Source organism: Gluconobacter sp. P1C6_b, assembly GCF_018811945.1.
GTDB lineage: Bacteria > Pseudomonadota > Alphaproteobacteria > Acetobacterales > Acetobacteraceae > Gluconobacter.
In genome coordinates this window covers 14,982-41,509 of the sequence record NZ_JACRVU010000011.1, presented here as the reverse complement: position 1 = coordinate 41,509, position 26,528 = coordinate 14,982, and the positions used below count along the sequence as shown (strand labels likewise).

22 protein-coding genes and 1 pseudogene are annotated in these 26,528 nt (G+C 60.5%); 12 read left to right on the top strand and 11 right to left on the bottom strand.

What is annotated here, in order from left to right:
• The first annotated feature begins 49 nt into the window (after window positions 1-49).
• The 7 genes from KP701_RS09310 to KP701_RS09280 are packed head-to-tail and all read left to right on the top strand — an operon-like array spanning window position 50 to window position 5,933.
• Window positions 50-1,291 (top strand): MFS transporter, encoded by a 1,242-nt coding sequence (locus KP701_RS09310; RefSeq protein WP_215746947.1) that lies wholly within the window; start codon window positions 50-52, stop codon window positions 1,289-1,291.
• Window positions 1,288-1,929: a 5-oxoprolinase subunit PxpB gene (gene pxpB / locus KP701_RS09305; protein WP_215746946.1), complete on the top strand. Its 642-nt coding sequence runs from the start codon at window positions 1,288-1,290 to the stop codon at window positions 1,927-1,929. The genes KP701_RS09310 and pxpB overlap by 4 nt, the downstream gene beginning before the upstream one ends.
• Window positions 1,926-2,897, top strand: coding sequence for a biotin-dependent carboxyltransferase family protein (locus KP701_RS09300; protein ID WP_215746945.1), 972 nt, complete (start codon window positions 1,926-1,928; stop codon window positions 2,895-2,897). Before pxpB ends, KP701_RS09300 begins: the two co-directional genes overlap by 4 nt.
• Window positions 2,898-2,932: 35 nt before the next feature.
• Window positions 2,933-3,697, top strand: a complete 765-nt coding sequence (locus KP701_RS09295; protein WP_215746944.1) for a LamB/YcsF family protein — start codon at window positions 2,933-2,935, stop codon at window positions 3,695-3,697.
• Window positions 3,698-3,722: 25 nt separating this feature from the next.
• On the top strand, window positions 3,723-4,175 hold the full coding sequence (locus tag KP701_RS09290; protein WP_215746943.1) for a biotin/lipoyl-containing protein: 453 nt from the start codon (window positions 3,723-3,725) through the stop codon (window positions 4,173-4,175).
• Window positions 4,168-5,538 (top strand): acetyl-CoA carboxylase biotin carboxylase subunit, encoded by a 1,371-nt coding sequence (accC, locus tag KP701_RS09285; protein WP_215746942.1) that lies wholly within the window; start codon window positions 4,168-4,170, stop codon window positions 5,536-5,538. The genes KP701_RS09290 and accC overlap by 8 nt, the downstream gene beginning before the upstream one ends.
• A complete protein-coding gene (locus KP701_RS09280) occupies window positions 5,535-5,933 on the top strand; it encodes a hypothetical protein (protein WP_215746941.1) in 399 nt (132 codons plus the stop codon). The genes accC and KP701_RS09280 overlap by 4 nt, the downstream gene beginning before the upstream one ends.
• A 10-nt stretch (window positions 5,934-5,943) precedes the next feature.
• Here the strand turns inward: KP701_RS09280 and KP701_RS09275 are convergent, their stop codons facing one another.
• The gene (locus KP701_RS09275; RefSeq protein WP_215746940.1) at window positions 5,944-6,507 is read right to left on the bottom strand and encodes a winged helix DNA-binding protein; all 564 of its coding nucleotides are present in this window, start codon (window positions 6,505-6,507) and stop codon (window positions 5,944-5,946) included.
• A gap of 75 nt (window positions 6,508-6,582) precedes the next feature.
• Between KP701_RS09275 and KP701_RS09270 the strand changes: the two genes are divergently transcribed.
• Together KP701_RS09270 and KP701_RS09265 are read left to right on the top strand one after the other, a co-directional pair.
• On the top strand, window positions 6,583-8,673 hold the full coding sequence (locus tag KP701_RS09270; protein ID WP_215746939.1) for a hydantoinase/oxoprolinase family protein: 2,091 nt from the start codon (window positions 6,583-6,585) through the stop codon (window positions 8,671-8,673).
• Window positions 8,673-10,241 (top strand): hydantoinase B/oxoprolinase family protein, encoded by a 1,569-nt coding sequence (locus KP701_RS09265; RefSeq protein WP_215746938.1) that lies wholly within the window; start codon window positions 8,673-8,675, stop codon window positions 10,239-10,241. The genes KP701_RS09270 and KP701_RS09265 overlap by 1 nt, the downstream gene beginning before the upstream one ends.
• Before the next feature lie 49 nt (window positions 10,242-10,290).
• On the opposite strand, the gene KP701_RS09260 is transcribed toward KP701_RS09265, so the two are convergent.
• The 3 genes from KP701_RS09260 to KP701_RS09250 all read right to left on the bottom strand — a co-directional run bounded on the left by KP701_RS09260 (window position 10,291) and on the right by KP701_RS09250 (window position 13,263).
• Window positions 10,291-11,235: a hydroxyacid dehydrogenase gene (locus tag KP701_RS09260; RefSeq protein ID WP_215746937.1), complete on the bottom strand. Its 945-nt coding sequence runs from the start codon at window positions 11,233-11,235 to the stop codon at window positions 10,291-10,293.
• 82 nt (window positions 11,236-11,317) lie between these two features.
• Window positions 11,318-11,971, bottom strand: coding sequence for a DUF2848 domain-containing protein (locus tag KP701_RS09255; RefSeq protein ID WP_215746936.1), 654 nt, complete (start codon window positions 11,969-11,971; stop codon window positions 11,318-11,320).
• Window positions 11,972-12,006: 35 nt separating this feature from the next.
• Window positions 12,007-13,263: an MFS transporter gene (locus tag KP701_RS09250; protein ID WP_215746935.1), complete on the bottom strand. Its 1,257-nt coding sequence runs from the start codon at window positions 13,261-13,263 to the stop codon at window positions 12,007-12,009.
• Between the two features lie 289 nt (window positions 13,264-13,552).
• On the opposite strand from KP701_RS09250, the gene KP701_RS09245 reads away from it, so the two are divergent.
• Both KP701_RS09245 and KP701_RS09240 read left to right on the top strand, forming a co-directional pair.
• A complete protein-coding gene (locus KP701_RS09245) occupies window positions 13,553-14,392 on the top strand; it encodes a putative hydro-lyase (RefSeq protein WP_215746934.1) in 840 nt (279 codons plus the stop codon).
• 36 nt (window positions 14,393-14,428) lie between these two features.
• The gene (locus tag KP701_RS09240; protein ID WP_371818939.1) at window positions 14,429-15,706 is read left to right on the top strand and encodes an MFS transporter; all 1,278 of its coding nucleotides are present in this window, start codon (window positions 14,429-14,431) and stop codon (window positions 15,704-15,706) included.
• A 3-nt stretch (window positions 15,707-15,709) separates the two neighbouring features.
• On the opposite strand, the gene KP701_RS09235 is transcribed toward KP701_RS09240, so the two are convergent.
• From KP701_RS09235 to KP701_RS09215, 5 genes are all read right to left on the bottom strand, one after another.
• Entirely contained in the window at window positions 15,710-16,600 is an 891-nt protein-coding gene (locus tag KP701_RS09235; protein WP_225198947.1) for a LysR family transcriptional regulator, read from the bottom strand.
• 157 nt (window positions 16,601-16,757) lie between these two features.
• Window positions 16,758-19,130 carry a TonB-dependent receptor plug domain-containing protein gene (locus KP701_RS09230; RefSeq protein ID WP_371818938.1) on the bottom strand — a complete coding sequence of 791 codons (2,373 nt, stop codon included), beginning with the start codon at window positions 19,128-19,130 and terminating at the stop codon, window positions 16,758-16,760.
• A gap of 426 nt (window positions 19,131-19,556) precedes the next feature.
• A complete protein-coding gene (locus KP701_RS09225; protein ID WP_215746931.1) occupies window positions 19,557-20,018 on the bottom strand; it encodes a RidA family protein in 462 nt (153 codons plus the stop codon).
• The gene (locus tag KP701_RS09220) at window positions 20,011-21,081 is read right to left on the bottom strand and encodes a DUF4392 domain-containing protein (protein ID WP_215746930.1); all 1,071 of its coding nucleotides are present in this window, start codon (window positions 21,079-21,081) and stop codon (window positions 20,011-20,013) included. The genes KP701_RS09225 and KP701_RS09220 overlap by 8 nt, the downstream gene beginning before the upstream one ends.
• Window positions 21,082-21,098: 17 nt before the next feature.
• Window positions 21,099-22,010, bottom strand: a complete 912-nt coding sequence (locus KP701_RS09215; RefSeq protein WP_371818937.1) for a threonine/serine dehydratase — start codon at window positions 22,008-22,010, stop codon at window positions 21,099-21,101.
• A 416-nt stretch (window positions 22,011-22,426) separates the two neighbouring features.
• Here KP701_RS09215 and KP701_RS09210 point away from each other — a divergent pair.
• A pseudogene (locus KP701_RS09210) lies at window positions 22,427-22,597 on the top strand (transposase); the annotation flags it as partial.
• Between the two features lie 70 nt (window positions 22,598-22,667).
• Here KP701_RS09210 and KP701_RS09205 read toward each other — a convergent pair.
• Complete coding sequence (locus tag KP701_RS09205) at window positions 22,668-24,101, bottom strand: arylsulfatase (protein WP_215746929.1); 1,434 nt, start codon at window positions 24,099-24,101, stop codon at window positions 22,668-22,670.
• A gap of 29 nt (window positions 24,102-24,130) precedes the next feature.
• Window positions 24,131-26,479, bottom strand: a complete 2,349-nt coding sequence (locus tag KP701_RS09200; RefSeq protein WP_215746928.1) for an arylsulfatase — start codon at window positions 26,477-26,479, stop codon at window positions 24,131-24,133.
• Window positions 26,480-26,528 lie beyond the last annotated feature (49 nt).

Below are 26,528 nucleotides of genomic sequence, written 5' to 3'. Positions count from 1 at the left end.
GGTTTCTGAAGACAGACCGACTGAGATCCACCGGAAAGAGGCGCATTTCTTGCAGACAGTTCCAGAAGATCGCCGGCCTTTCCGGTTCGTCATATACGCCCTCACCATCGCCATGTGCGTGATCTGCTACGGAGACCGGGCCGCCCTTTCCGTAGGCATGCCCCAGATCGCCCATGAATTCGCACTCACACCAGGGGAGACGGGCTGGGTCCTCTCCAGCTTCCTCTGGTCCTATTTCATCCTCAACCTGCCCAGCGCGATCCTTCTGGACCGCTTTGGCGTGCGGATCATCGGCGCGGCGGCCGTCGCCCTGTGGTCGCTCGCCATGATCCTCGGCAGCCTGACCGCCACCGTCCCCGCCTTCATCGCCACGCGCATTCTGCTGGGCGTCGGGGAGGCCCCCACCTTCGCACTCGGCAACAAGGTCGTCCGGGCCTGGGCACCGTTGCACGAACGTGGCCTGATGATGACCGCCTTCATCTGCGGCATCCCCATCGGGCTGGCCTGCGGTGCCGCCTCTGGCGGGTGGCTGATCGCCCATTACGGCTGGCGCCCGGCGTTTTCGCTGCTCGGCGCGCTGGGGCTGGTCTGGTCGGCGGTCTGGCTCCTGACCCACCCGCGCCCCGCACGCGGCACACAGGCCACGTCCTTTTCCCTGATCTCGGTGCCGACCCTGTTCCGCTCCTCGGCTTTCTGGGGCATCGTGATCGCGCAGTGCTGCGCCAATTACGCCAACTTCCTCTTGATGTCCTGGCTGCCGATCATCATGCGCCAGACCCTGCATCTCGGCACCGAACAGTCCGGAGCCTATACGGCCTACTGCTATGTCGGCGCGGCCATCCTGTCGATCACGGCAGGAAAAATTGGCGAAACGCTCGTTCGCGGATCAGACCTTTCTCTGGGAGGACGCCGCAAGGTCGTCTGCCTGTATCTCGTTCTGGCCTCCTCCATGGGATTTCTGCCGCTCTGCGGAACGGCCACGACCATCATTCCGCTCCTCGCCGTTTCCATGGCCTTCATGGCAGGCGGAACGGGGGCCAACATGGCCCTTCTGGCGGACCTGCTGGTGGAAGACGAAATCCTCGGCTCCGTAACCGGCCTGACCCTGACCTTCTCCAACGGCCTTGGCATTCTGGCCCCGGTCATGACGGGGTATCTGCTACAGGCCACCGGCAATTTCCACGGCGTTTTCTATATCACGGGCATCATCATCCTGTGCGGCGCGCTGGCCGCTGCCCTCCTTCCCCGGCGGCCGTTCCATGGCCGCTCCCAGCCGGACCAGACCGCATGACCCGTATTCACATGGCAGGCGCGGGCGGCCTCCTGCTGGACGCCGCCGATGGCCCGTTCAGCGACACGACACAGCGCCGCATCTGGGCCACCAGCCGCGCGCTCAACACCCGACCGGACGTCCTCCAGACCATCCCAGGCGTCAACAACCTTCTCGTCACGTTCGACGCCGCACAGACTGACCCTTCCGCCATGGAGGAGCTTCTCCGGACCGTCTGGACACACGCCTCCGCCGAAGAGGTGCCGTCCCGCGAGATCGTGGTGCCGGTGGTCTATGGCGGGGCATTCGGCGAAGATCTGGCGCTCATCGCCCGCTTCGCCAACCTGACGGAAGAGGAAACCATCGAAGCCCATACATCCGGGCGCTACAGCGTAGCCGCCATCGGCGCCATGGCGGGTTTCGTGTACCTGACCGGACTGGACCCGCGACTGGCCATCCCGCGCCGCGACTCTCCGCGCCTGCGGGTCGAAGAGGGGGCAGTCGTCATCGGCGGCGGCCACGCAGGCGTGATGCCCTGCACCTCGCCATCCGGCTGGCATATCCTCGGCCGGACGGATCTGTGCCTGTTCGACGCCTTCCGTCCCGAGCCCGGCCTGCTGCGACTGGGCGACACTGTCCGTTTCGTGAGGGCCTCATGATCGAAATCCTCACCGGCTCCTCCCTCAACACCATTCAGGATTTCGGCCGCCCTCACGCCATGGCCATGGGCGTGGCGCAGGGCGGCGCCATGGACCGTCTGGCCCTGAGCTACGGTAACCTGCTTCTCGACAATCCGGTGGACGCTGCCGGGATTGAGATCGTGTTCTTCCCCTTCCGCGTGCGCTTTCACGCCGAGACGTCCTTTGCCGTCACCGGCGCCGCCTGCCCCGCCATGCTGGACGACCTGAAACTCCCGCGCGACTGGGCCATCACCGCAAGACCCGGCCAGACCCTCACGCTCCGCGCGCCGGAACGGGGTGCCCGCGCCTATCTGACGCTCCGTGGCGGCCTGGATGTGCCGTCGGTTCTGGGCGCACGTTCGACGGATCTTAAAGGCGGCTTCGGCGGCCTTGAGGGCCGTGCTCTCCAGAAAGGCGACCGCCTGTCCTGCCTCGCAGCCTCCACGCTGCGCCTGCCCGCCGCAGGCTACGGCCTCGCACGCCCCTGCCCGCTTCCGCCCGCGGACGGCACCCGGATCCGCGTCCTGCCCGCCGCCGAACACGACGTCTTCACGCCCGAAAGCCTGAAAACCTTCCATTCCGCTGCCTGGACCCTGACGCCCAGCGCCAACCGGATGGGATACCGTCTGGAAGGACAGGACGCACTGGTACTGACGCAGCCGCTCAGCCTGTTTTCCCACGGCATCCTACCCGGAACCGTTCAGGTGCCGCCTGCGGGACAGCCGATCATCCAGATGATGGATGCCAATACCTGCGGCGGCTATCCCAAGATCGCCACCGTGATTGCGCCGGACCTGCGCCTGCTGTCCCAGACGGTCGTCGGCGCGCCCGTCCATTTCGAAACCATCACGCGCGATGAAGCGGTGCAGATCATCCGGCGGGAGGCTACGGATCTGGAGCGTCTTGCCGCCGAAATCGCCACACTCCGCACACAGCTCGTTTTCTGATGCCCTGTTATTTCATGTCCGGGAGTTCTGACACCATGACCGCCAAAACCATCGACCTGAACGCCGATCTGGGCGAGAGCTTCGGCCATTACACAATGGGCAATGACAGCGCGATGCTGGACATCGTGACCTCCGCCAACGTCGCCTGCGGCTTTCACGGCGGCGACCCGGAAGTCATGGCCGAGACCTTCCGCATCGCACGCGAAAAAGGCGTCTCCGTCGGCTCCCATCCCGGCTTCCCGGACCTGTGGGGCTTCGGACGCCGCGTCATGCCCTTCACACCCGCCCAGATCGAACGGATCGTGGCCTACCAGATGGGCGCGGCCCAGGCCCTCGCCACCTATTCCGGCCACCGCATGACCTACATGAAAACCCATGGCGCGCTGGGTAACCTGACCGAACGCGATCCCGCCGTTGCCGAAGCCATCGTCAATGCGGTCAAGGCGGTTGATCCGAACCTCCCCATCATGGCCATCGCCCTGAGCCATCTGGACCGCATCGGACGCGAGCGGGGCCTGACCGTGTTCTCGGAAATCTTCGCGGACCGCGCCTATACGGAAGACGGGCATCTCGTCTCGCGCAAGGAGCCGGGAGCGGTCCTGCATGATGCCGAATTCGCGGCCGCCCGCGCCGTGCGCATGGTGCAGGCCGGCGCCATCGAAACCATCTCCGGAAAAATGCTGCCGACCCGCATTGATACGATCTGCGTGCATGGGGACAACGCGGAATCCGTGGAGGTCGCCCGCAAGGTCCGCGCGGGCTTCGAAGCCGCGGGCATCACTTTGCGCGCCCTGACCTGAAGCAGACCGGAAAGCCAACCGCCCCATGATCCCCGATCTCAAGATCCTCGACGCCCTGATGGCCCGGATGCAGGCGCTGGGCATTACCGAACTCGACTATTCCCGTGACGGCGAGCACATCCGTCTGGTGCGCGGCGCACAGGACAGTAGCCCCCAGCCGACCAGCCCGGCCCCGGCGGCCGCAGCCTCCACGCTTTCTGTCCTCGAAAAAGCCTCCGCTCCGGCCAAAACCGAAACCACGATCGACGCCCCCATGCACGGCCAGTTCTACGCCTCCCCGGCCCCGGATGCGCCGCCTTTCGTCAAGCCGGGCGACATCGTGGCGGAAGGACAGCCGCTCTATATTCTCGAAGTCATGAAAACGCTCTCGCGCATCGAGGCCGAATTCCCCTGCCGGATCGTCGCCGTGCTGGCCGCGAATGCAGATGCCGTCTCCCCAGGAACGCCGCTCTTCACCGTGGAGCCACTCGATGCGTGAGCCCGCAGTATCCGTCCCCGCCCGTGTCCTGATCGCCAATCGCGGTGAAATCGCCCTGCGCATCACGCGGGCCTGCCGCCTGCTGGGCCTGCACAGCATCGGCATCCATTCCGAAGCCGATGCCAGCCTCGCCCATCTGCGCCTCGTGGACGAAACGCTCTGCATCGGCCCGGCAGCAGCATCCGGCAGCTATCTGGACGCCGCCCGCGTCCTGCGCGCCGCCGAACTCACGAACGCCGACATCATCCATCCCGGCTACGGCTTCCTGTCCGAAAATGCTGATTTCGCCGAGGCTGTGGAACAGTCCGGCCGCACGCTGGCAGGCCCAACCGCCGCCATCATGCGCCTGATGGGCGACAAGATCAGCGCCAAACAGCAGATGCGCCGCTCCGGCGTCCCCTGCCTGCCCGGTACGGAAGACGCCCTGCCGACCGACCTGTCCGAAGCCCAGACGATCTGCGACGCCATCGGCTATCCGCTGATCGTCAAGGCGGCAGGCGGCGGCGGCGGGCGCGGTATGCGCGTGGTCATGACCGCAGCAGACCTCCGCGACGCCATCGAAACGGCTCGCGAAGAAGCCGGACGCGCCTTCGGCAATCCGTCCGTCTATGCCGAACGCTTCCTCCAGCATCCCCGCCACATCGAAATTCAGGTTCTCGCCGACCGGCAGGGCAATGCCGTCTGGCTCGGCGCCCGGGACTGCTCCATCCAGCGCCGCCACCAGAAACTGGTCGAGGAAGCTCCGGCCACCGGCATCGACCCGCAGGCCATTGCCGAACTGGGCGAGCGCTGTGCAAACGCCTGCACCCTGATGGGCTATACCGGCGCGGGCACGTTCGAGTTCCTGTACGAAGACGGCGCGTTTTCCTTCATCGAGATGAACACCCGCCTTCAGGTCGAACACCCCGTCACGGAAATGACGACCGGCATCGACATCGTCCGCGAGCAACTCCTGATCGCAATGGGACAGCCCCTCTCCTTCACCCAGGCCGACATCAGCACGCAAGGCCACGCTATCGAGTGCCGCATCAACGCCGAAGACCCCGAGAGCTTCCGCCCGGCCCCCGGAAAAGTGGTGAGCTGGCGCGCGCCCGGCGGCCCCGGCGTCCGTATCGATACGCATCTCTATGACGGCTATGTCGTGCCCCCGAATTACGACTCCCTGATCGCCAAGCTGATCGTCCACGGCACGGACCGCACGGATGCCCTCAACCGCATGCATGCCGCCCTTTCGGAAATGCAAATCACCGGCATCGCCACCACCACGCCCCTGCATCTGCGCCTGATGAACGAGCCCGGCGTGCGCGAAGGCAGCGTCAGCGTGCACTATCTCGAAGCCCTCATGCGAAAGTCCGGATCATGACTTTTCTTGAAGACCTTCTGAACGCCCTGCCCGGACTGGTTGGCCGGATGAGGCATCACGATGTCCGTCATGTTTCTCTGAAAAACGGGACGGGCACGCTTGCCCTGACACTGTCGGCGAACCCGGGTCAGACGTTTCACGCACACCCTGTTTCTGCTCCTGCAAAAGTGGAAGACACGCGCGTTCCAAGCCCTGAAATGGGTGTGTTCCGCTCAAACGGCCTGAGCGAAGGTCAGGCAGTCCGAACCGGGGAAATTGTAGGATTTGTAGAGACGGGCGCCCTCCGCCTTCCCGTTACGACCACGGCGGACGGCACACTCGGCCCGGCGCTGGTCGGGGATGGCAGCGTTGTGGGCTATCACGACGTGCTCTTCCGGATTCATCCGGATGGCTGAGACGCCGCGCTCAGAGGGATGCGGCGGACCGCGACGCCTGCTCGTAAAATCCCGTCAGGACACGCAACGCCTTGGCGACCTCTGCAATCGTGACGTCCCCGACTTCCCGGTTCTGGGGAATATGCTCCAGCAGGCAGATCCGACGCAGACGCGCATATTCGAGACAGACGTCGCGCCCTTTCTGTGTCGTGCTGACAAAAACCTCCTTGCCCCGGCGTTCGCGCTGGATCAGCGCGAGCTCGTCGAGCTTCTTCATGGCGTAGTTCAGGTAATGCCGCTCGGACAGGTTCAGGGTGAACATCAGGTCCGAGATACTCTTCTCCCGGTTCCGGTGATTGACGCTGTGCAGAATGAGCGTGTCGAGCGCCGAGAGATCCGGCAGACCCGCCGCCGCCATCCCACGCGACATCCAGCGATGAAACGCATGGTTCACGACGGTCAGGGCAAATTCGAATTCGCTCAGATCCTCGTTGCCCGGCAGCGCCAGATGCGACGACGACACGATGAAGGCCCGTTCCATATCAGCAACATCCGGCATTGCCGGCGTACGGCTCCCGGTTTTCCCGTCCTTCATGGTTCATCCTCTCCGTCAGCCAACATCTCTTCCCGATATCCTATTGCACTCTAACCCGATACGGAAAACACAGGCATGGTCGACAGTACACAAATCCGTCTCGCCGCTGATATCGGTGGCACATTCACGGACGTGGTTCTCCAGACACCGCAGGGACGTCTGACCCGCAAGGTCCTCACCACGCCCGCCGCGCCCGAAGAAGGGGTCATGAGCGGCATCAGCCTTGTGATCGAAGACGCCGGACTGCGCTTTCCGGACGTGACAGTCTTCGTGCATGGCACGACGCTTGCGACCAATGCGATCATCGAACGCCGGGGCGCCCGCACAGCTCTCATCGGAACGCAGGGCTTCCGCGACATTCTGGAAATCGGCACCGAAAGCCGCTTCAACCAGTATGACCTGATGCTGCAAAAGCCCAGCCCGCTCGTCCCCCGCGACCTGCGCTTCACCGTCCCCGAGCGCATGGACGCCCGCGGCACCGTCCAGCTTCCGCTGGATGAAGCCGCCGTTCTGGCGCTCGTGCCGCAATTGCGCGATGCCGGTGTCGAAAGCATCGCGGTGGCGTTCCTCCATGCCTATGCCAATCCGGCCCATGAACGCCGCGTGCAGGCGCTCCTTCAGGAGGGTATGCCGGACATCACCATTTCCATTTCAAGTGAGGTCTGCCCAGAAATCCGGGAATATGAACGCACCTCCACCACCGTCGCGAATGCTTACGTCCAACCCCTGATGGCGGGCTATCTGGGACGCCTGCGCCAATCCCTTGATGCAAAAGGCTTTCAGGGTGCGCTCTATCTCGTCACCTCCGGCGGAGGCCTCACCGCGTTGGAGACGGCCCGGCAGTTCCCCGTGCGTCTTGTGGAATCCGGCCCGGCGGGTGGTGCGATCTTTGCCGCACAATGCGCCGAGCGGCTGGCCGAAAACCGCGTCCTGTCCTTCGATATGGGCGGCACGACCGCCAAGGTCTGCCTGATCGAAGACGGGGAACCCGCATCGTCCCGTTTCTTCGAAGTGGACCGCACGGCCCGCTTCATGAAAGGCTCCGGCCTGCCCCTGCGCATTCCCGTAATCGAAATGGTCGAGATCGGCGCGGGCGGCGGCTCCATCGCCCATCTGGATGCGATGAAGCGCGTTGTCGTCGGGCCGGAGAGCGCATCTTCCGTTCCCGGCCCCGCCTGTTACGGACTGGGGGGCAAGCGCCCGGCAGTCACGGATGCAGACGTCATGCTCGGCCTGATCCGCCCGGAAAACTTCGCGGGCGGCAGCATCCAGCTCCAGCCGGCTCGCTCGGCCGAAGCGCTTCTGACCGATATCGGAACACCGCTGGGTCTGTCGGCGGAAATGTCCGCCCATGCGGTCTATGAAATCGTGTGCGAAAACATGGCCAGTGCGGCGCGCGTCCATGCGGCCGAACGTGGCGCCGTCATTGGCGACCATACGATGATCGCCTTCGGCGGCGCGGCCCCGCTCCATGCCGCCCGTGTTGCGGAAAAGCTCGGAATCCGGCGTCTCGTCATTCCCTCGAACGCAGGCGTCGGCTCGGCCGTAGGCTTCCTCGCCGCCCCCGTTTCGTTCGAACTCGTGCGCTCCTTCCCGATGCGTCTGGACGACAGCTTCAGTTCGCCAGAAGTTTCGGCCCTGCTCGACGACATGACGCAGGCTGCCCACGGCATGGTGCAGGACGACGCCCGGACGGAAACGCTTCACACAAGGCGCGCGGCCTTCATGCGCTATGTCGGACAGGGACACGAAATCATCGTCACGCTGCCCGACGGCGCCATCAGCAGCGACCATCTTTCGGCCCTGCGGGACGCCTTCGAAGCGGAATATGCCCGTCAGTTCGCCCGCGTCATCCCCCATGCCGCCGTCGAAATCCTGAACTGGTCCGTCAGCGTTTCCACCACCCCGCGAAAATATCCGCCCTTCGAGGCCGCCCCGGCCTTGCATGACGCCGTCTCCGCCGACATCCGGAAACTTTTCGACGGCGCAACCGGCACGCATGTCGCCCTCCCGGTCTACGAACGTACGGACATGGGACCAGGCAGCCGCGTTCCCGGCCCCGCCCTGATCGCCGAAAAAGAAACCACGACCTACGTTTCCTCCCGCTACACCGCCCATCTGGACGGCAGCGGCAACATCATTCTGGACATGAAGGACGCCGTCTGATGAGCGCGCACTCCCATAAGGAAATCGACTTCCAGATCATGTGGAACCGCCTGATTGCCGTGGTCGGCGAACAGGCGCAGGTCCTGATCCGCACGGCCTTCAGCCCCATCGTCCGCGAATGCGAAGACATCTCGGCCGGCATTTTCGACCTGCAAGGGCGGATGATCGCGCAGGCCGTGACGGGCACACCCGGCCACGTCAATTCCATGGCGGAATCCGTCGGCCATTTTCTGCGTCACTTCCCCGTTTCGACCATGAAAGAGGGCGACGCCTACATCACGAACGATCCGTGGATGGGAACGGGGCATCTCAACGACTTCGTCATCACGACCCCGGCGTTCCACAAAGGCCGTCTGGTCGGACTGTTCTCCTGCACCAGCCATCTGATGGATATCGGCGGCCTGGGCAACGGGCCGGAAGCAACGGACGTCTTCATGGAAGGCCTCTCGATCCCGATGCTCAAGCTGATTGATCAGGGACAGGTCAACGAGACGTTGATGGCCATGATCCGCGCCAATACGCGCCTGCCGGTGGATACGGAAGGCGATACCTACTCTCTGGCAGCCTGCAATGATGTGGGCGTCCGCGCCCTGTGCGACATGATGGACGAGTTCCACCTCGACAGTCTCGAACCGCTGGCCGATTTCATCATCGAACGTTCCCGCCAAGCCGTCCTCGACAAGATCGCAGCCCTCCCGCAGGGCACGTGGTGCCACGAGATGACGATCGACGGCTACAATGCGCCACTCACGCTCAAGGCAAAGCTCACGGTTGGCGAAAACCGCGTCAGCGTCAGCTATGACGGCTCACCGCCTGCTGTCGGACGCGGGATCAACGTCCCGATGGCCTATACCCGCGCCTATACGGTCTTCGGGCTGGCTTGCGCGATCTCGCCAGACGTCCCCAACAACGCAGGCTCACTGGCTCCCTATCACGTCGAGGCACCAGAAGGTTCCGTCCTGAACGCAATGCGTCCCGCCCCCGTCTCCTCCCGCCACGTCATCGGACAGATGCTGCCGGACATGGTGTTCGGATGTCTGCGCACGCCCCTGCCCGAGCGCGTTCCAGCAGAGGGCACATCCTGCCTGTGGAACATTGCCGTGCGCGGACAGTGGTTCCCGAAGGGAGCAACCACGCCCCAGACCTACGCGCTCGCCATCACGACCAATGGCGGCACCGGGGCCCGCCCAGGCCTGAACGGCCTGTCCGCCACGGCCTTTCCATCGGGCGTGCATGGAACCCCGGTTGAAATCGCGGAAATCCAGTGCCCGCTCATTTTCTGGGAAAAGGAATTGCGTGAAAACAGCGGCGGTCTGGGGCAGACAAAGGGCGGCGACGGACAGATCATGAAAATCGGCACCACCCAGAAACAGCCCTTCGAGCTGCTGGCCGCCTTTGACCGCGTCGATCATCCGGCCCGTGGCGCACTCGGCGGACAGGACGGCGCGGCAGGCCGGGTCGAAACCGCCTCAGGCCGCAAGCTCGCGGGCAAGGGTCTTCAGGTTCTGGAAGCGGACGAGCTTCTCGTCCTCCTGACACCGGGCGGCGGCGGCCTCGGCGCCCCCTGATTATCTCCCGCGCCCTCTCCGAAAACGGAAGGGCGCGGAACTCAGCCGTTCAGAGACAGTGCGGCGGCACACGTCCCGCAAGCGCGTCCTGAACCTGCGACGCACACAGCATCGCCATACGGCGCAGTGCCTGTTCCGTCGTCGCACCGATATGCGGCGTCAAAACCACATTCGGCGCCCGCAGCAATGGATCATCCGCCAGCGGAGGTTCGGGCGACATCACGTCCAGTCCTGCCCCGCCGACATGCCCCGTCTCCAACGCCTTAGCCAGCGCAGGACCATCCACTTCCCCGCCACGGCTGGTATTGATCAGAACCGAACCTTTTTTCAGACGGGACAGCGCCTGAGCGTCAATCGTGGGCTGACCGCTCCCCTGCGCCGGACGATGCAAGGACAGCACATCCGAGACGCCCAGAAGGGCCTCAAGGCTCTCCGCCCGCTCCACGCCCGCGGCCTCGAACACCTCCGCCGGAACGCTCGGAGACCACGCCACAACGCGCATCCCCAACCCCTGTCCTGCAATCTGCGCGACACGCCGGGCAATGGCGCCGAACCCGACAAGCCCGATCGTCCGCCCATGCAGTTCCGTGCCGTTATTTGTATAGCGGAATGCCCAGTTCCCCTCCCGCACGGCACGATCCGCCTCGCACAGACGCCGCATGACCGCCAGCAGAAGCCCGATCGTCATTTCCGCAACGGACCGGCTGTTGGTATTGGGTGCATTCGTCACCAGAACGCCCCGTTCCGCCGCAGCCGCCTTGGCGATCCGGTTCGTGCCCGAACCGTGACAGGAAATGATTTTCAGCTTTGGCGCGACCCGCAGCGCCTCTTCGCTCAGTCCCAGATCGCGTGTAATCACCGCATCCGCGTCGCCGATTTCGCGAATCACGGCCTCCATCGAGGGTTCCGTAGCATAACGGGTCGTTATTCCGGCCTCGTTCAGACAGGTTACGGCATCGGGATGGATCTGTTGTGTAATGAAACACAGACTCATGGTGCTGATTTTCCACAGTAAAGAAGCGCAAGGAGCGGAATGATGGCATACCGCTCCCGCTTGTCCATGCCCAAAAGTCCCTTCATGCAACCACGGGAAGTTCCCGGATGGCGTAATGGTGCGACAAAGCACTCCCGGTCTGTGGATCATACAGTTCGACGGTAAGGCTCTCCGTCTGGAAAATACCATTGAGCGTAGGAACGGTTCCACAGAACATCAGGCTCCCTGGCCCGAAGACCCGGCCTTCCCGCTGCTCCCAGCGCGTCACTAGATCTAAAGGATTGAGCAGGGACGCCGCAAGGCCTTCCTGATAGGGCATTCTTTCAGCCGTAAAAGACCGCAGCACCATCTCGTCCCACCGATCCGCCATATCCGCAAACCGCCAGAAAGCCCGACCGCTGACCTTGGGACAGACCTGCTTGGACAACGCCACACTATAGGCTTCGCTTTCGCGATCCGTATGGTCGGACCCCACCCCCACCAGCAGATCGCTCTGCGTCCGCAACAGAACCGGCTCGACTTCGCCCGAAGTCTGGCTGCCCAGAACATCAATCACAGGCGCCGTGCTCAGGGTTTCATACCCGACCCTGTAAAACAGCGGCACGTCCGAAGGTGGCGCCACCCCAAGAGCCGCCAGCTCGTCGATATGATGCTGCACATCCACCGCATCCCGCCCTGCCCAGCCAGCGACAATGACCTCCCTGACCGCAGTCAGATCGGGATAGAAAATTTCCATGTTTCAGCGTTCCTGTTGGAGTCAGTCAGACACACTCAGCGCATCCCGCGGGCCAGCATCGCGCCCGCGCCGGAAACCAGAAGTGCCACGACCACATAAAGAGAAATGGACAGTTCGAGATGCGTTGTCCGGAACAGCGTCACCATGATGAGCGGCGCAAAAGCCCCGCCCCCCGCAAGACTGCCGCAGGTATAGGCGATCGAAGAGCCGGAGTAGCGAACCTCGACCGGAAACTGCTGGCTGATCAACGCGCCCTGAACCGCATACATAATGGCGTGAACCGAAAGGCCAAGACAGATCCCTAACCCCAGCAGGAGCGCCTGATGGGAAGCCGCACACCAGAAAAACACAAACGCGGCAGGCAGGGCACAAACCGTCCCAACCAGGAAAATCCGTTTCGCCCCCCAGCGGTTGCTGAAGCGCCCTGCCAGCAGCGTAATAATCACCCCCCAGACCGATCCCGCAAACACGGCCATCAGCGCCGCAGACCGCGTGTGCTCCCCCGTCTGGGTCACATAGCTCAGGCTGAAAACCGTCAGCAGCGCATACAGAACATCCGGCCCGATCCGGGTGCTGGCGGCGATCAGCAGGGAGCGCCCATGGTGACGCAGGACCGCTCCCACAGGGTTGGCCAGAACCGCACCCCGTGCTTTGCGTTCGGCGAACTGCGGTGGTTCGGACAGGGAAGACCTGACCACCCATCCCGCCGCCAGAAGCAGCAGGCTCAGAAACAGCGGAAGACGCCATCCCCACTCCTGAAAAGACGCTGCATCCATGGAGCGCGTCACCCCCCAGATCACTCCTGCGGACAGGACCGTTCCAAGCCCCGGCCCAAGCTGGGACCATGTCGCCCCCATGCCCATCGCCGTCTCCGAATCCTGTTCCGCCGTCAGAAGGAGCGCACCGGCCCACTCTCCGCCCAATGCGATCCCCTGCAAAAACCGCAGCAGAACAAGCAGAACCGGACTAATCGCCCCAAGCCGCGCATAACCGGGCAGAAGCGCAATCAGGCCCGTCGTCAGACCCATAAGCGCCAGGGTCAGCATGAGAACATGCCTGCGCCCGGTCCGGTCCCCGAGCCAGCCGAAAATTACACTACCCAGAGGGCGTGACACATATCCAACGGCATAGGTCGAGAACGCCAGAAGGGTTCCCATCCACGGCAGCGCCTCAGGAAAAAAGACATGGTTGAACACGAGCGCCGCAAGCGTGTTGTAAACCATGAAATCATACCACTCGAACGTGGTCCCGATCGCGCTCCCCAGAGCAAGACGCACAGGCGACGTCGTCATGCGACAGAGCGTCCGCTCACGGAAGATCCAGACTGCCGGGCGCCTGAGAGCCGGTTCGTTTCATGATGCATACAATATCCAAAAACGTCGGATTTTTATTCCGGATCATTCATTCTGAACATTCCAATGCAATGCCGTCAAAAGATTTAAGCACAAAAAAGACCCATAACGGATATTTATACCTCAACATTTATTTTGATGATTTGAATCCCAAACGCAACGACTGTTAGCCTTCCGGAACCATCACTGTCATCGCCCGGCCTGTCTGCCGCGAACAAGGACGCAAACGATGTCTCAATCTGCTTTGCCGATCCCACCTCTTTTTTACACATCGCCCGAAGACGTCCGCGCGCTGTGCCGGTCCAACACGGCCGGAACTGTCACCGCAGGGATGGCGGCGGGTTTCATCCAAGCCAATCTGGTCATTCTCCCCAAAGCGTATGCCGAAGACTTCGCGAAATTCTGCCGCCTGAACCCCAAGCCATGCCCCATCGTCGGCATATCCCAGCCCGGCGAATATGATACCCCGGCGCTGGGACGCAACCTCGACATCCGGACCGACCTGCCGCTTTACCGCGTCTGGCGGGATGGAATTCTGACAGACGAAGTGACGGATATTCTCCCGCTCTGGCAGGACGATTTCGTCGTTTTTGCCTTGGGATGTTCCTTTTCCTTCGAAAACGCCTTTATGGCCTGCAACGTCCCCATGCGGCATTTCGAAACGGGCCTGGGTGTGTCCATGTACCGCACGAATATTGTCTGCACACCCGTCGGACCATTTTCTGGCCCCGTCGTCGTCTCGATGCGTCCTTTCCGCTCGTCAGACCTGATCAAGGCCACGGAAATCAGTTCCCGCATTCCCCTCGCTCATGGCGGACCGGTCCAGATCGGCTTTCCCGAAGAAATCGGCATTACCGACATCGACAAACCGGATTACGGCGCCCGTACCGATATCCGCTCCCATGAACTCCCCGCCTTCTGGGCGTGTGGAGTAACGCCTCAGGCCGTTCTGGCCGAAAGCCGCCTTCCCTTTGCCATCACACACGCTCCTGGCGCCATGCTCGTGACGGATATTCCCATCCCCGATTATGAAAATCTTGTCTCGGAACATTCCGAAAAAATAATATAAATCAGCATCATGCCTCCACACGCTCAGGATGATTCCGTGCCCTCTGATCACACGCTCTTCCGGGTGGCCGTCCGGCGCATCATCCCGCTGCTGGTTGTCTGCTACATGTTTTCCTATCTGGATCGCATCAATCTCAGCTTCGCCCGTGCGACGATGGAACAGGACCTCCACTTCTCGGATGCGACCTTCGGACTGGGCGCCGGGCTGTTCTTCGTAGGCTACATCGTCTTTCAGGTCCCCTCCGCGCTCCTGCTCGAAAAATTCGGCCCCCGCCGGACGATCGCCGCGATCATGATCGCATGGAGCCTGATCTCTTTCCTGTTCGTCATCATCAGTACAGCCTGGGAATTCTGCGCCCTGCGTGTCCTGCTCGGCGCCGCGGAAGCAGGCTTTTATCCGACCGTTCTGTACTATCTGGCCCTCTGGTTCCCGGACTCGATCCGCGCCCGCGTCACCACGGGCTTCCTGATCGCCATACCGCTCTCAGGCGCCATCGGCGGCCCGGTTTCTACCTATCTTCTGGGCGCCTTCGATCACATCCTGTCAGTGCCCGCATGGAAATGGATGATCCTGATCGAGGCAATCCCGCCCCTGCTGCTCGGACTGACCGTTCTGAAACGCCTCGACGACGGACCGGCCTCCGCCTCATGGCTGGATGCCCCCACGAAACAGGCCATCCTGACGCGCCTTCCGGCCCAGAACACATCCACAAACAACACGACATCCGTATTCGCCGCGCTGAAACAGCCTGAGGTCCTGCTCCTCGTCGTCATCTGTTTCTGTCAGGCCGTGTGCAATTATGGGATCGTCTTCTGGGTCCCGACCTTCATTGAACAGGTCATCGCCCCCGCTCCCGGACAGATCGGTTTCTACACGGCCATTCCCTTCGCCGTGGCTGCCGTGACAATGGTGCTCAACGCCCGCAGTTCCGACAGACATAACGAACGCTGCTGGCATCTGGCCGGCCCTTTCCTGACAGTCGCCTTCTGTCTGGTCCTGACTTTTCTGCTGCAGTCCCACGGCGCCATCGCACTGGTTTTCCTGACCATCGCACTCGCAGCAGCCCTCTGCGTCACGGCCATGATCTTCACCGTAACGCCCCACGTGCTCGAAAAACGCACACTGGCGACGGGGCTTGCATGGATCAACAGCCTTGGCGCGATCGGTGGCCTCGTCGGCCCCTACGGCATCGGCTGGATGCGCGAGCATCTGCATTCCCCGCTCTCGGGCGTTTTTCTGGTCGCAGCCTGTGCAACCCTGGGCGCCATAACGACGGTCTATACGCTCTCCTCCCCCCTCCGGCGGACAGCCTGACCCTCAGGTCACATTGGCCGACACACGTTCGGCAATGGAGATGACGTCCTCGACAATCGCCGAACCATGACTGATCAGCCGCCCTGCCACACATCGCAGCAAAGGCAGCTTCATACCCGTCTCGAACACCCGGAGCTTCCCGCTGGCCAGATAATCCCGCATGACCGCATAGGGCAGCAGGGCCAGCCCTTCTCCCCCCAGCGTGAGCGCCAGAATGGACGGCAGGGAACTCATGGTGTCCACCCGATGATGGACGATCCCCTCCCGCGCCAGAAAATTGCGGATCGCCGAATGGGGAATGGTGTTACGCGACAGGGTCATGATGGAAATGGATGGCACCTGCCCCAGATCCAGCTTGCCATTACTAGGCAACGCGAAATGCTCCCTGCCAACCATCGCGGTCTCGTAATTGCACAACTCGCTTTCGATCAGACGCGGTGAATTGACCGGCCCCAGAAAGAAACCCACATCCAGCATCCCCTTGGTGATTTTCCGGGAAATTTCATCCGAAACCGAGATCTCCAGATCCACCGTCAGATTCGGATATTTGTGACGGATCTCGATCAGAAGGTCCGAAATCCAGGTCTGGGAAATGGTTTCGATCGCTCCGATACGCAGGATTCCGGTTGCGTCCTGATGCCCCTTGACCGTCTGGATCATTTCATCCCGCAGATCGAGGATCTGACGGGCATACTGCACCACCGTCATCCCGACCGGCGTCAGCGTGATGGATTTGGGTGCACGATGAAAAATGCTGGCCCCCAGAAGCGCCTCAAGATGCGAAATCCGGACGGACACCGCTGGCTGCGTCATCCGCAGGGCATCGGCCGCCGCCCGGAAACTTCCCAGCCGCTCGATCCACAGAACCGTCTCAAGAGACTTGAAATCCATCATGAACGTCTCTGTCCTTTCCTATGCTCCGACAATGACGCCGATCTTTTTACGATACCGGAACAGGATAGTCGCCACCAACCGTAGCGACAAAAAAATATCCTGCCCCACAGGGCAGGATATTGCAGAACCGGCAGGACAATATTTCAGGAACAGCCCCTCAGAACTGGAAGGCCGTCTTGACGTAATACATGCCGCCACTGAAGCCGTAAGGCGAGTTGTTGGGATAGATAAACGCATTCTGAAGTGCCGCGCGCGAGGCCGCGTTCGCCTTGCCCGGATAATGATTTCCGAGGTTGAAAGCCCCCCCTGCAATATGCCAGCGCCTGGTGATGTCATATCCCAGTTCAAGATTGGTGATGTAGGACGGCTTGGCATAGGTCCACTGGGCCTGCGTCAGGGACGGTGCCGCAACCCATGTGTAAGACCCGAAACGCTGCTCCTGCACACGGGCGGAGAACGGTCCGCGATGCCAGACAACCGTCAGGTTTTCGATATTCTTGGGCGAGGAATGCAGCAGATATTCCGCATTCGTCCGGTTGAAGGATGACAGGCCAAGCTGCTGAAGGGTCGCAGGGGTCGCGTTATGATGCGAAATTTCACTGTCCGCGATATTGAGCGAGAACCGGAAGTCGAAATCGCCAAGATGCCCCGTCTTCAGATGATAGGCCGTCGTGACGTCCCCACCATTCGTAACCGTATTGACCGGATTTCCGTAATAGGCCGCATACAGCACATTGGGCAGCCCCGCCGCAGAGAGCAGGCTTTCCACTTCGGTTCCGCCGAACTGGGTGCTGTTATACAGACGGTCGTTGATGGAAATCCGATAGAGATTGGCCGTCAGCGTCCAGTTCGGCAACAACGTGGCATCAACACCGATGCTGTAGCTCCGGGACTGCTCACCCCGCAGCTTCGTTGCGCCCAGAACCTTGGCCCAGTTCGAATTCACAGGCAGCTGTGCCGTCCGGTAGGTCGGGAATGTCGTCTCGGCGAAGAACCCTTCTTCCGCAAGCGTCGGCGCACGGTATCCCGTATTGACGTTCCCACGGAATGCCAGATTCTTGCTCACATTATAGCGCGTGCCGACGGAACCCGTGGGATGAACGCCAAGATCGTCATAGCTCACCGCATGACCACCGAGCGTCCATTCCCATTTGGGTGTGACGTAGAAATCCAGATTGACGTGTCCGTCGAAAATACCACGGTTCAGAATGCTCCCAGCCGCTGCCGGAATCCCGAATTTGTCCACCGCACCCGCAGAAGCCATTGTCCCGGCATTCGGCCCATCGAGAATGGGAACCCCGCCATTCTCTACAGAGGCCTCATCCCCCTTGCCAACCTGATAGGTATCGAAACGATAATCAAAACCATAACTCAGATTGACCGGACGCGGCAGAAAGGACGTCTTGATGATCTTCGTGCTGTTAAACCCGGCATCCAGCTCGGTAGAGACGAACTGTCCCGTATAAAAACTCGTCGGGCTGTCCAGTCCCATCGTGGGGTTATCTGTATCGACAATATGGTTTATCTGCTGATTACGGCCGTAATTGACGAAGAAATCCCACTGCATGCCCAGAAAACTATGTGTACGGATGCCGTTATTGACCTGAAAGTCCCATTCCTCGGCATGCCACATCGGCTCCATGCCATTCGGATGGAGCGCACGCACCACGTTGTCGTTTGACGGCGCACGATAGGTTTCAGGCGCAATGATGTTTTTATGGGCGAATGTCGAGGTGTTGTAGACTTCCCAGTTATCCGTCACCGGATAGGCCATGTTCACGCTGGCCGTTTCAAGCAGCATGCGGATATTGCCGGCCAGACGCTGCACATCCTTGCTGGCAGTCTCGTTACGCGAATCACCCTCAAAATAGAGGTTGCCCGGATACTCGCCCGACCGGTTGGTGGAAAGCTGGTTGTTGATCTGGGCCGCCACATTCAGATAGCCGCCACGATGCCCCAGAGCGAAACCGTAATCGGCATTACCGTCAAAAGACTGCCCGTCCCCCGCGTAAAAACCGCTGTTCTGCAGATTGATCGACCCGCCCTTGCTGTCGGTCTTCAGCACGATATTGACCGCACCGGCCTCAGCATCCTGACCATACAGCGCACTCGCGCCTTCAGTGATGATTTCGACATGGTCAATAGCGCTGACCGGGATCAGGGACAGATCCGCCGGGTCCGTTCCGTAGTTCGGACCGGCCTGATAGTAATTGAAATTGGCATCCACATGCCGACGCTTGCCGTTGACCAGCATCAGCGTCTGATCCGCACCAAGGTTTCGTAACTGCATCGTCTTGTTGAAGCCGTTGCTCCCCATCCCGCCGAAGGGAGACGACGTCACCGCTGCGGAAAGCTGGGACAGGGCCGCGAGTATATTGGTCTGGCCGGTTTCCTTGAGCTGCTGTGAGGAATACCGGAAAACCTGTACGGTGCTGTGCTCACGTGTCGATGGGGAAAAAACGCTGGTTCCGGGTACGGACCTGCCACGAACGGCAATACTTTCCGTGTCCCTCGCACTGATCTGCGTCACCCGCTTCCTCTCTGTCTTTTTTACAGACCGTGGCACTACAGGAGTGGCATGAGCGGCTTTTTTCGCAGGTGGAGCAATCAATTCCGTATTTTTGGCAAGAGCGGCATGACAAAGAGACGTCGTCAACAGACAGATCGTGCTCACGGAGAGAGAGCGGGACAGGGACTTCCGAACAAACATTTTCACTCACTCCTGGAATTGGGAAAAACAACTGACAGAAGGCGTCAGGATTTCTTCTAATTCTCTGCGATTACCTTGTCCGGGGGCGTTCTGCGCTCCGCCCGATCAGCATTTTCGCTTCAACTTCGTCACACAATAATAAGCATTGGTACGATGTTGGAACGTTTATCTTGTTATCCGGGCCAATAAATTTTTCTTATCCCGGACACGAGACGGACCACACGCGTGATCCATCCCGCAGACCTGTCAGTCGATCCTGAACATGGCTTCCACTTCCACCGCCATTCCGGAGGGCAGGGAAGATGTACCTGTGGCGATGCGCACATGGCGCCCCGCATCCCCCAGCAGTTCACCGAACAGATCGGATGCGCCGTTCAGGACTTTCGCCTGCTGTTCGAACTCTTCCGTACAGCGGACCACCCCCGCGACCCGCACGAGCTGCCTGATCCGGGAGAGGTCTCCCTCAAGAAAATTCCGAACCTGGGCAATGATATTCAGCGCACAGAGCCTTGCGGCGTGCTGACCTTCCTCAACGGAGAAATCCTTTCCGACAACACCCTTGTAACGGAGATCGTCTCCCCAGCGGGGCCCCTGGCCGGCAACGAACAGAAAGCCATCACAAGCCAGCACAGGTGTATAATTGCCGCGGGGAACGCTGACAGGCGGGAGGGGAATGCCTCCCTCACAGACGGGAGTATCGTCACGCACGAATCTGCCTCCAGTCCCCTGACTGCCCCTGCCAGTTGATGACCATCCCGAGATGGCGTTGCAGTGTTTTGCGGAACATCTGAATCAAACCACGCCATTCCTCCGCCGCAATGCCGTCGGTTGCGGGTTCCGGCCCCATGAACATCCCGTCCACGCCACCACTGGCCACACAGGCCTCGATACACCGGACCTCAAGCTCTGCTTCATGAAAGACGGCCTGATTTTCCAGAAGGCATGCCAAAGCCGCCACCAGACCGGTCGCCCCCCAGTTCGAAACATTCGCGACGATCAGAAGGTCGGTCGCCGTTTCGGCTGCAACACCTCCCCGCCCCTTGATGCCGCAGTCCCGGGCCTTGGCGATCTTCTGTTTCAGTTCCGCGGCAATCACCCCCATACCCAGTTCGTTGCCACCATCCCCGATCCCAATGGACAGCAGCCCCTGTTTGCGGGCCTGCGCGAACAGATAGTCCAGATCGGCCACCATTCCGTCCAGCGGTCGGCCGCCCAGACCATGATACAGACCACGATCATTGGCACCCGGCCGTTCGATCGACACCAGAAGGCTCGGCTGGACCTGAGCCAGAAGGACATCGCAGACCCTGCGGCTGCCCGCTTCGTCCTTGGGCACGGTCGCGACATAGACCGGTCGCAGATAGGGAACGGGGACGATCTTTCCATCTTCCGGCAGATCGAAGGGTGCGAGACCCGCGCCACGACAGGTCGCGAACATCATGTCCCGCCAGTCCTCGTCCACGACAATGACCGTTTCGCGCGACAGACCCAGAAAAACCGCGCGCGCGATGAACGCGGCCCCGACCGGCCCATCAGTCTCCGGCACTCCGCCGCCTTCGGGAAAGCCAGTCGCGATCAAAACCGGCCCGGGACGTCTGGCCACCTGTTCCACGAACATTTCAGCGGCGGCCATGCACATGTGTCCCGGCTGACGCTTCTGCAGGGCCTCGTAAATCAGAGCAATACTGCCGACACCCGTATAATCCAGAACCATGAAGTCATCGATGGTTCCGGCAATTCGGTCGTAAAGGAGTGTTCCATTCTTCAGCATGACGACACGCCTCCTTTTTACAGTATTTCGGAATAAACAGCCGGATCGACATTTCCGCCACTCAGGACGGCCACCGTCACCTTGCCCTGCACATCCAGCTTTCCGGACAGGATCGCGGCAAGAGGTGCCGCCCCTCCCGGTTCCGCAACCAGCTTGAAATGCTCGAAACAGTTGACCATGCCAACACGGACCTCGACGTCATTCACCACCAGACCGTCCGCAAGAAGGGCATGGTTCGTGGGGAAGGTCAGAGCGCCGGGTGTCGGTACCATGAGGGAGTCACACAGGGTCATCGCGCCAGTCGCGTTTTCAAGACGCTGTCCAGAGGCCAGCGAACGGGCGAGATCGTCAAAACCGGCGGGTTCTACCGAATAGACCGATGTTTCAGGCCGCAGCGTGCGAACCGCCGTGGCAATTCCTGCCACCAGTCCTCCGCCACTTGCGCTGGAAAGGACGTTATCGGGCATGATCCCCAGCTCCCGGCACTGCTCCATGATCTCCAGGCCGACCGTTCCCTGACCCGCCATGACATTATAATCGTCATAAGGCGGCACAATGATCGCCCCTTCAGCTTGCGCGATGCGGGCACCGATTTCTTCGCGGTTTTCCGTTGCGCGGTCATAAAGCCTGACCTGGGCTCCATACCGACGTGCGCCTTCGATTTTCATCCTGGGGGCACTCTCCGGCATGATGATATGGGCCGGGATTTCCAGAAGGGCACAGACGGCGGCGATGGCCAGGGCATGATTCCCGGATGACCACGCCACGACACCTCCGCACCGTTCTGCCGGCGTCAGCTGAAGGATACGGTTGCAGGCACCACGGAATTTGAAAGAGCCGGTTTTCTGGAGCATTTCGGGTTTGATCAGAACCCGTCCCCCCAGCCTGTCATTCAGAACCGGGCTCTCGAGAAGAGGCGTACGGACCACATGCTTTCGGATCCTGCACGACGCCGCAAATATTTCGGAAAAACCCAGTGTCCTGTTCTCGGATATCGTCACAAATACTTACCCCTCTTCTGATAGAGGTATCATTCTTTCCGAACGTTTCTTAAATCAAATATTATGTTTGTATAATATCCCATAAATAAGACTTATCAGCTTGGGTTTTCATGGATCCCCAGTCGCCGGGCGATGGAGGAACGCAGCCACTTCATGGGAGATAGTGTCTTTATCTTACCGAAAATCTGGCCAGTCTGGATGCTGATGAATGTATCGCGCCATATTCCCCGCACTCCTCGCGGAGAATGTGATGCTTAATCGCCGCAGCCTGCGAGACTATATCCATTATTCCCACACATGGTGGTCAGGTAGACAGAGGAGCAGTCACCGCGCTCTCCTTCCCTATCCTGAAAAGCCGTATCAACGACCGGCTCTCCGTCATGCGTTTCCTGGGTCTGGGTCCCTCAGACCGCGTGCCGGATGCCAAAACGGTCAAGCTGTTTCGCGAGCGTCTAACCCAGACTGGTGCGATTGAAAGACTGTTTGTCCGGTTTGACGCGACCCTACGCAATGCCTGTTATCAGTCAGTCCTTTTGCGACAGAAACCAATCCTGCGCAGTTTTCCCCGCTCCTGCCCCCGAACGCTCAGAGAGCGATCGGGTATTCGCGCGAAGGTCTGTGTTCCGTCACAAGCATCGCGGAGAGTTTGCTGACAATGTCCGGATATTTTGCCGCAACATCGCGTTTTTCGCTGGGGTCTGCCGCCAGATCGTAAAGCTCCAGCCGAGATGATCCGACGGGCCGTACGATTTTCCACTTTCCCTGCCGGGCAGCCTGCCAGAAGGCCGGTTCATATGTTTCCCAGTAAAGCAGGCGCTCAAAGGGTCCCCGCTCCCCCAAAAGGATGGGAGTCAGATCATGGCCATCCGTGACCACGGAAATGCTTTTACCCGCCAGTCCAATAGCGGTCGGCAGAAAATCCGGATGATAGACGGGCGTATCTTCTTTTACCCCGGCGGCAATGTGACCGGGCCAGCGGGCAATGAGCGGAACGCGGATCCCGCCTTCATAAAGCTCGCGTTTATATCCCCGCAAGGGACCATGGGAGTTGAAAAACGTGACAACATCCGTCTGCTCCGCCGTCGGCTCGGATCGCGGACCATGATCGGACGAGAAAAATACGACCGTATCCTCGTCCAGCCCGAGCTCTTCAAGAGTCCGCAGGATACTGCCCACCCCCGCATCCAGAAACTCGATCATGGCCGCGTAGGTTTTCTCCGACCTTCCCCACGGCTCCCCGCCATAATCGCCTTCGGCTGGCGTAACATACGGACTATGTGGCGCATTATAGGCGACGGTCAGGAAAAAGGGTTTCTGACGGTGCCGCCTGATGAAATCACAGCTCTGATCCGTTACGATGTCCGTTTCGTAAACGGCGCGCCCTTCCCCGACATTTCCCGGAACATCCAGCAGAGTGGTGCCCTCGTACCACTTCTCGGGGAAATACCCTTGAGTCTTTTCCGTCTGCGTCAGCCACCCATGAAACTCGTCAAACCCGTGTCGGGTCGGCACTGCGGCCGGGGCATATCCGTCCAGATGCCATTTTCCCACCAGGCCCGTCACATATCCCTGGTCCTTCAGGAGGGATGCGACGGTCGGCTCCTGATCGGGCAGGTTGGCCCTGCGGATCTTTTCCTGCCCCTTGTACCCGACAACTCCTCCAGCAAGAGCAAAATTGTCGCGAATGGACGCATGACCCATATGGCGGCCTGTCATAAGCGCACACCGGGACGGAGAACAGATCGGCGCCCCGCCATAAGCCTGTGTGAACTGCATGCCCTGCGAGGCCATCCGATCGATATTGGGCGTCCGGATTTTCGTCTGACCATAACAGCCCAGATCATAGACACCCAGATCATCTGCAATGATGTAGATGATATTGGGCGAGCGTGACGCTGCCGTGGAGGCAGCCTGTGCAACGCCTCCAGCCAGACCAAGAGCTACCGTTCCCGCCAGAAGGGTCCGGCGCGCAACCATGTTTCCCAGCGCGGTTTCGCTGGCGTCGGTCGGATTGGACAAGGCACGTGCCTCCTTTGAGAAAACAGGCTTCACTGATCGGACAGTTTCGGTGTGACAAGCGTGACCTTGTCGATGCGTCCCGTAAATGCTGCGGGGACCGTGTAGGCCGGACTGACGGCAGACCCCAGATCACGGCCGATATCGAGTGTCTCCCGCGATGACAGGGCGATGTTGCTGAAATGCGCCTGTCCCGCCGAAGCCCCGTCGACCGATAAGGTGACTGCTGCGGGAACAGGTTTTCCGCCCACCCAGCGACGGATCATCTCCGCTGCAGCATCCGTTTTTCCGGTTTTACGCTCCTGCTCCGGCGTAACCGTCACAACGATATGCCGCTGCCCGACGGGAAGAGGCGCAGACGTCACGATCTGGCCTGTACGCACACCATGCGCATTCGCTTCATAAACCAGGCGTCCGTTCGAGACATAGAGCGCAACTCCGCCATACCGTCCGCCCTCGGCGAAAATAACCCCCTGTGCGCCACCGGCAGGAATATCGATGTCCGCACTCAGCGTATAAGGATCGTTCCCCAGATCAGGCGCAAACCTCGTGCTGACGCGGTCCACACCAGAGCGATACGTAAAAACCGTCTGGCCCGTTGCCGTCCCCAGCGGATACGCATCTATTCCGGGCCGGATCGGGTCTGCGTGATTGCGGATAGCTTCCTTCTGGAACAGAGCCTGAAGCTCTTTCAGTTTTTCAGGATATTTCGCGGCCAGATCATGCGCCTGACTGTAATCATCGCTCAGTCTGTAAAGCTCCCACGGATGTGTCCTGGGCTGCACGCCTCGGGCGAGATACACCCGGTTATCACCAACCTCCCAGGTCTCCTGCGCCAGTTGTCCAGCCCACCAGCCATCGGAATAGATCCCCAGATTTCCACTCGTGGTGAAATACTGAACCCTGTGGCGGGAGGGAGCATCAGGGTGATCGAACGTATAGAGCAGACTTTTACCTTCGAGCGGGATCTGTTCAATGCCCGCCGTGCGGGATGGGGGCGTGATGCCAGCGGCTTCGTAAAGCGTCGGGGCAATATCATTCAGATGACTGAACTGCCCCCTCAGCCCATTGGCATCATGGATGCGTGCGGGCCATGAGATCACCAGCGGATCCGTCGTCCCTCCCAAATGGGCGGCATCCTGTTTCGTGCCCTGAAAAGGAGAGGTCAGCGCCCACGCCCAGGCCGCAGCATAGTGATTGAAGTAGAGCTCACTTCCCAGTGCATCGCTGTCAGCAAGGCGTGTCCTGACATCGGGTGTGCTTCCATCAGCATTCTTGACGTCCTTGCCCAGGAAGCCGCCTTCGGCACTCCCGCCATTATCCCCGAAGACTTCGAGAACGAGCGTATTGTCAGAAATCCCCTCCTCCCGAAGTGTTGCCAGAAGCCGCCCGACTTCCTGATCCGTTTCTTCCGCAAAGGCCGCATATACCTCCGCCTGATGCGCAAGGAGCTTCTTTTCGTCAGGCGACAGACTGTTCCACGCCGGCAGCGTGGAAGGCCGTGGCGTCAGTTCCGCATTTGCGGGGATGACGCCCAGCGCCTTCTGCCGATCAAAGCTCTGCTGTCGGATAACGTCCCAGCCCTGATCGAACTTTCCTTTGTATTTCGCAATCCATGCCTTTGGAACATGATGCGGCTCATGTGTGGCACCCGTCGCGTAATAGATGAAGAAAGGCTTGTCATGCGCAACGGCATCATGCTGGTGCAGCCAGCGAATTGCTTCGTTGGTGATGTCTGTCGTGAAATAATACCCCTGCTCCGGCGTGGATGACGGCTCTACAGGGGTCTGATCACGGTAAAGGCGGGGATAATACTGGTTATCCGCCGCGGCGAGAAAGCCGTAGAAGTGCTCAAACCCCCACCGACCAGTCGGCCACAGGTCAAATGGACCCGCGGCGCTAATCTGCCAGTAAGGCGTGTTGTGCCATTTCCCGAACGCCGCCGTATTATACCCGTGTTCCTTGAGAACTTCGGCAATCGGCGTCACATTCGTCGGCAAAACGGTATTATATCCCGGATGCTTTGACGCAGCTTCTTCGATATTGCCGAACCCCACCTGCCGGTCATTATATCCCGTCAGCAGTGAGGCCCGGGAAGGCGAGCACAGGGCATTGACATGGAAATTGTTATATCTGAGCCCATTGCTGGCCAAACGTGAGAAAACCGGCGTTGAAATCGGACCACCAAAAACATTTGTCGCACCAAATCCGACATCATCGATCAGGATCACGACGATATTGGGTGCATTTTTAGGTGCCTGCGGCAATTGGGGCCAGCCCTGCGTTCCTTCGGGAGGTTCCGCAGCCCGGACACTCTGCTGAGCAGCCCCGAACAGAAGCGTGCTGCCAAGAAGAAGACCCAGATATGTGCGTATTTTCATGACATCTTTCCCATGACTGTTCCCTAAGTACGGGAACAGCAGCAGTCGT

Bases quoted from the DNA above. Each gene is read 5' to 3' on its own strand.
- pxpB (WP_215746946.1), top strand. From the start codon at position 1,288: ATGACCCGTATTCACATGGCAGGCGCGGGCGGCCTCCTGCTGGACGCC.
- KP701_RS09300 (WP_215746945.1), top strand. From the start codon at position 1,926: ATGATCGAAATCCTCACCGGCTCCTCCCTCAACACCATTCAGGATTTC.
- KP701_RS09295 (WP_215746944.1), top strand. From the start codon at position 2,933: ATGACCGCCAAAACCATCGACCTGAACGCCGATCTGGGCGAGAGCTTC.
- KP701_RS09290 (WP_215746943.1), top strand. From the start codon at position 3,723: ATGATCCCCGATCTCAAGATCCTCGACGCCCTGATGGCCCGGATGCAG.
- accC (WP_215746942.1), top strand. From the start codon at position 4,168: ATGCGTGAGCCCGCAGTATCCGTCCCCGCCCGTGTCCTGATCGCCAAT.
- KP701_RS09280 (WP_215746941.1), top strand. From the start codon at position 5,535: ATGACTTTTCTTGAAGACCTTCTGAACGCCCTGCCCGGACTGGTTGGC.
- KP701_RS09275 (WP_215746940.1), bottom strand. From the start codon at position 6,507: ATGAAGGACGGGAAAACCGGGAGCCGTACGCCGGCAATGCCGGATGTT.
- KP701_RS09270 (WP_215746939.1), top strand. From the start codon at position 6,583: ATGGTCGACAGTACACAAATCCGTCTCGCCGCTGATATCGGTGGCACA.
- KP701_RS09265 (WP_215746938.1), top strand. From the start codon at position 8,673: ATGAGCGCGCACTCCCATAAGGAAATCGACTTCCAGATCATGTGGAAC.
- KP701_RS09260 (WP_215746937.1), bottom strand. From the start codon at position 11,235: ATGAGTCTGTGTTTCATTACACAACAGATCCATCCCGATGCCGTAACC.
- KP701_RS09255 (WP_215746936.1), bottom strand. From the start codon at position 11,971: ATGGAAATTTTCTATCCCGATCTGACTGCGGTCAGGGAGGTCATTGTC.
- KP701_RS09250 (WP_215746935.1), bottom strand. From the start codon at position 13,263: ATGACGACGTCGCCTGTGCGTCTTGCTCTGGGGAGCGCGATCGGGACC.
- KP701_RS09245 (WP_215746934.1), top strand. From the start codon at position 13,553: ATGTCTCAATCTGCTTTGCCGATCCCACCTCTTTTTTACACATCGCCC.
- KP701_RS09235 (WP_225198947.1), bottom strand. From the start codon at position 16,600: ATGATGGATTTCAAGTCTCTTGAGACGGTTCTGTGGATCGAGCGGCTG.
- KP701_RS09220 (WP_215746930.1), bottom strand. From the start codon at position 21,081: ATGCTGAAGAATGGAACACTCCTTTACGACCGAATTGCCGGAACCATC.
- KP701_RS09200 (WP_215746928.1), bottom strand. From the start codon at position 26,479: ATGAAAATACGCACATATCTGGGTCTTCTTCTTGGCAGCACGCTTCTG.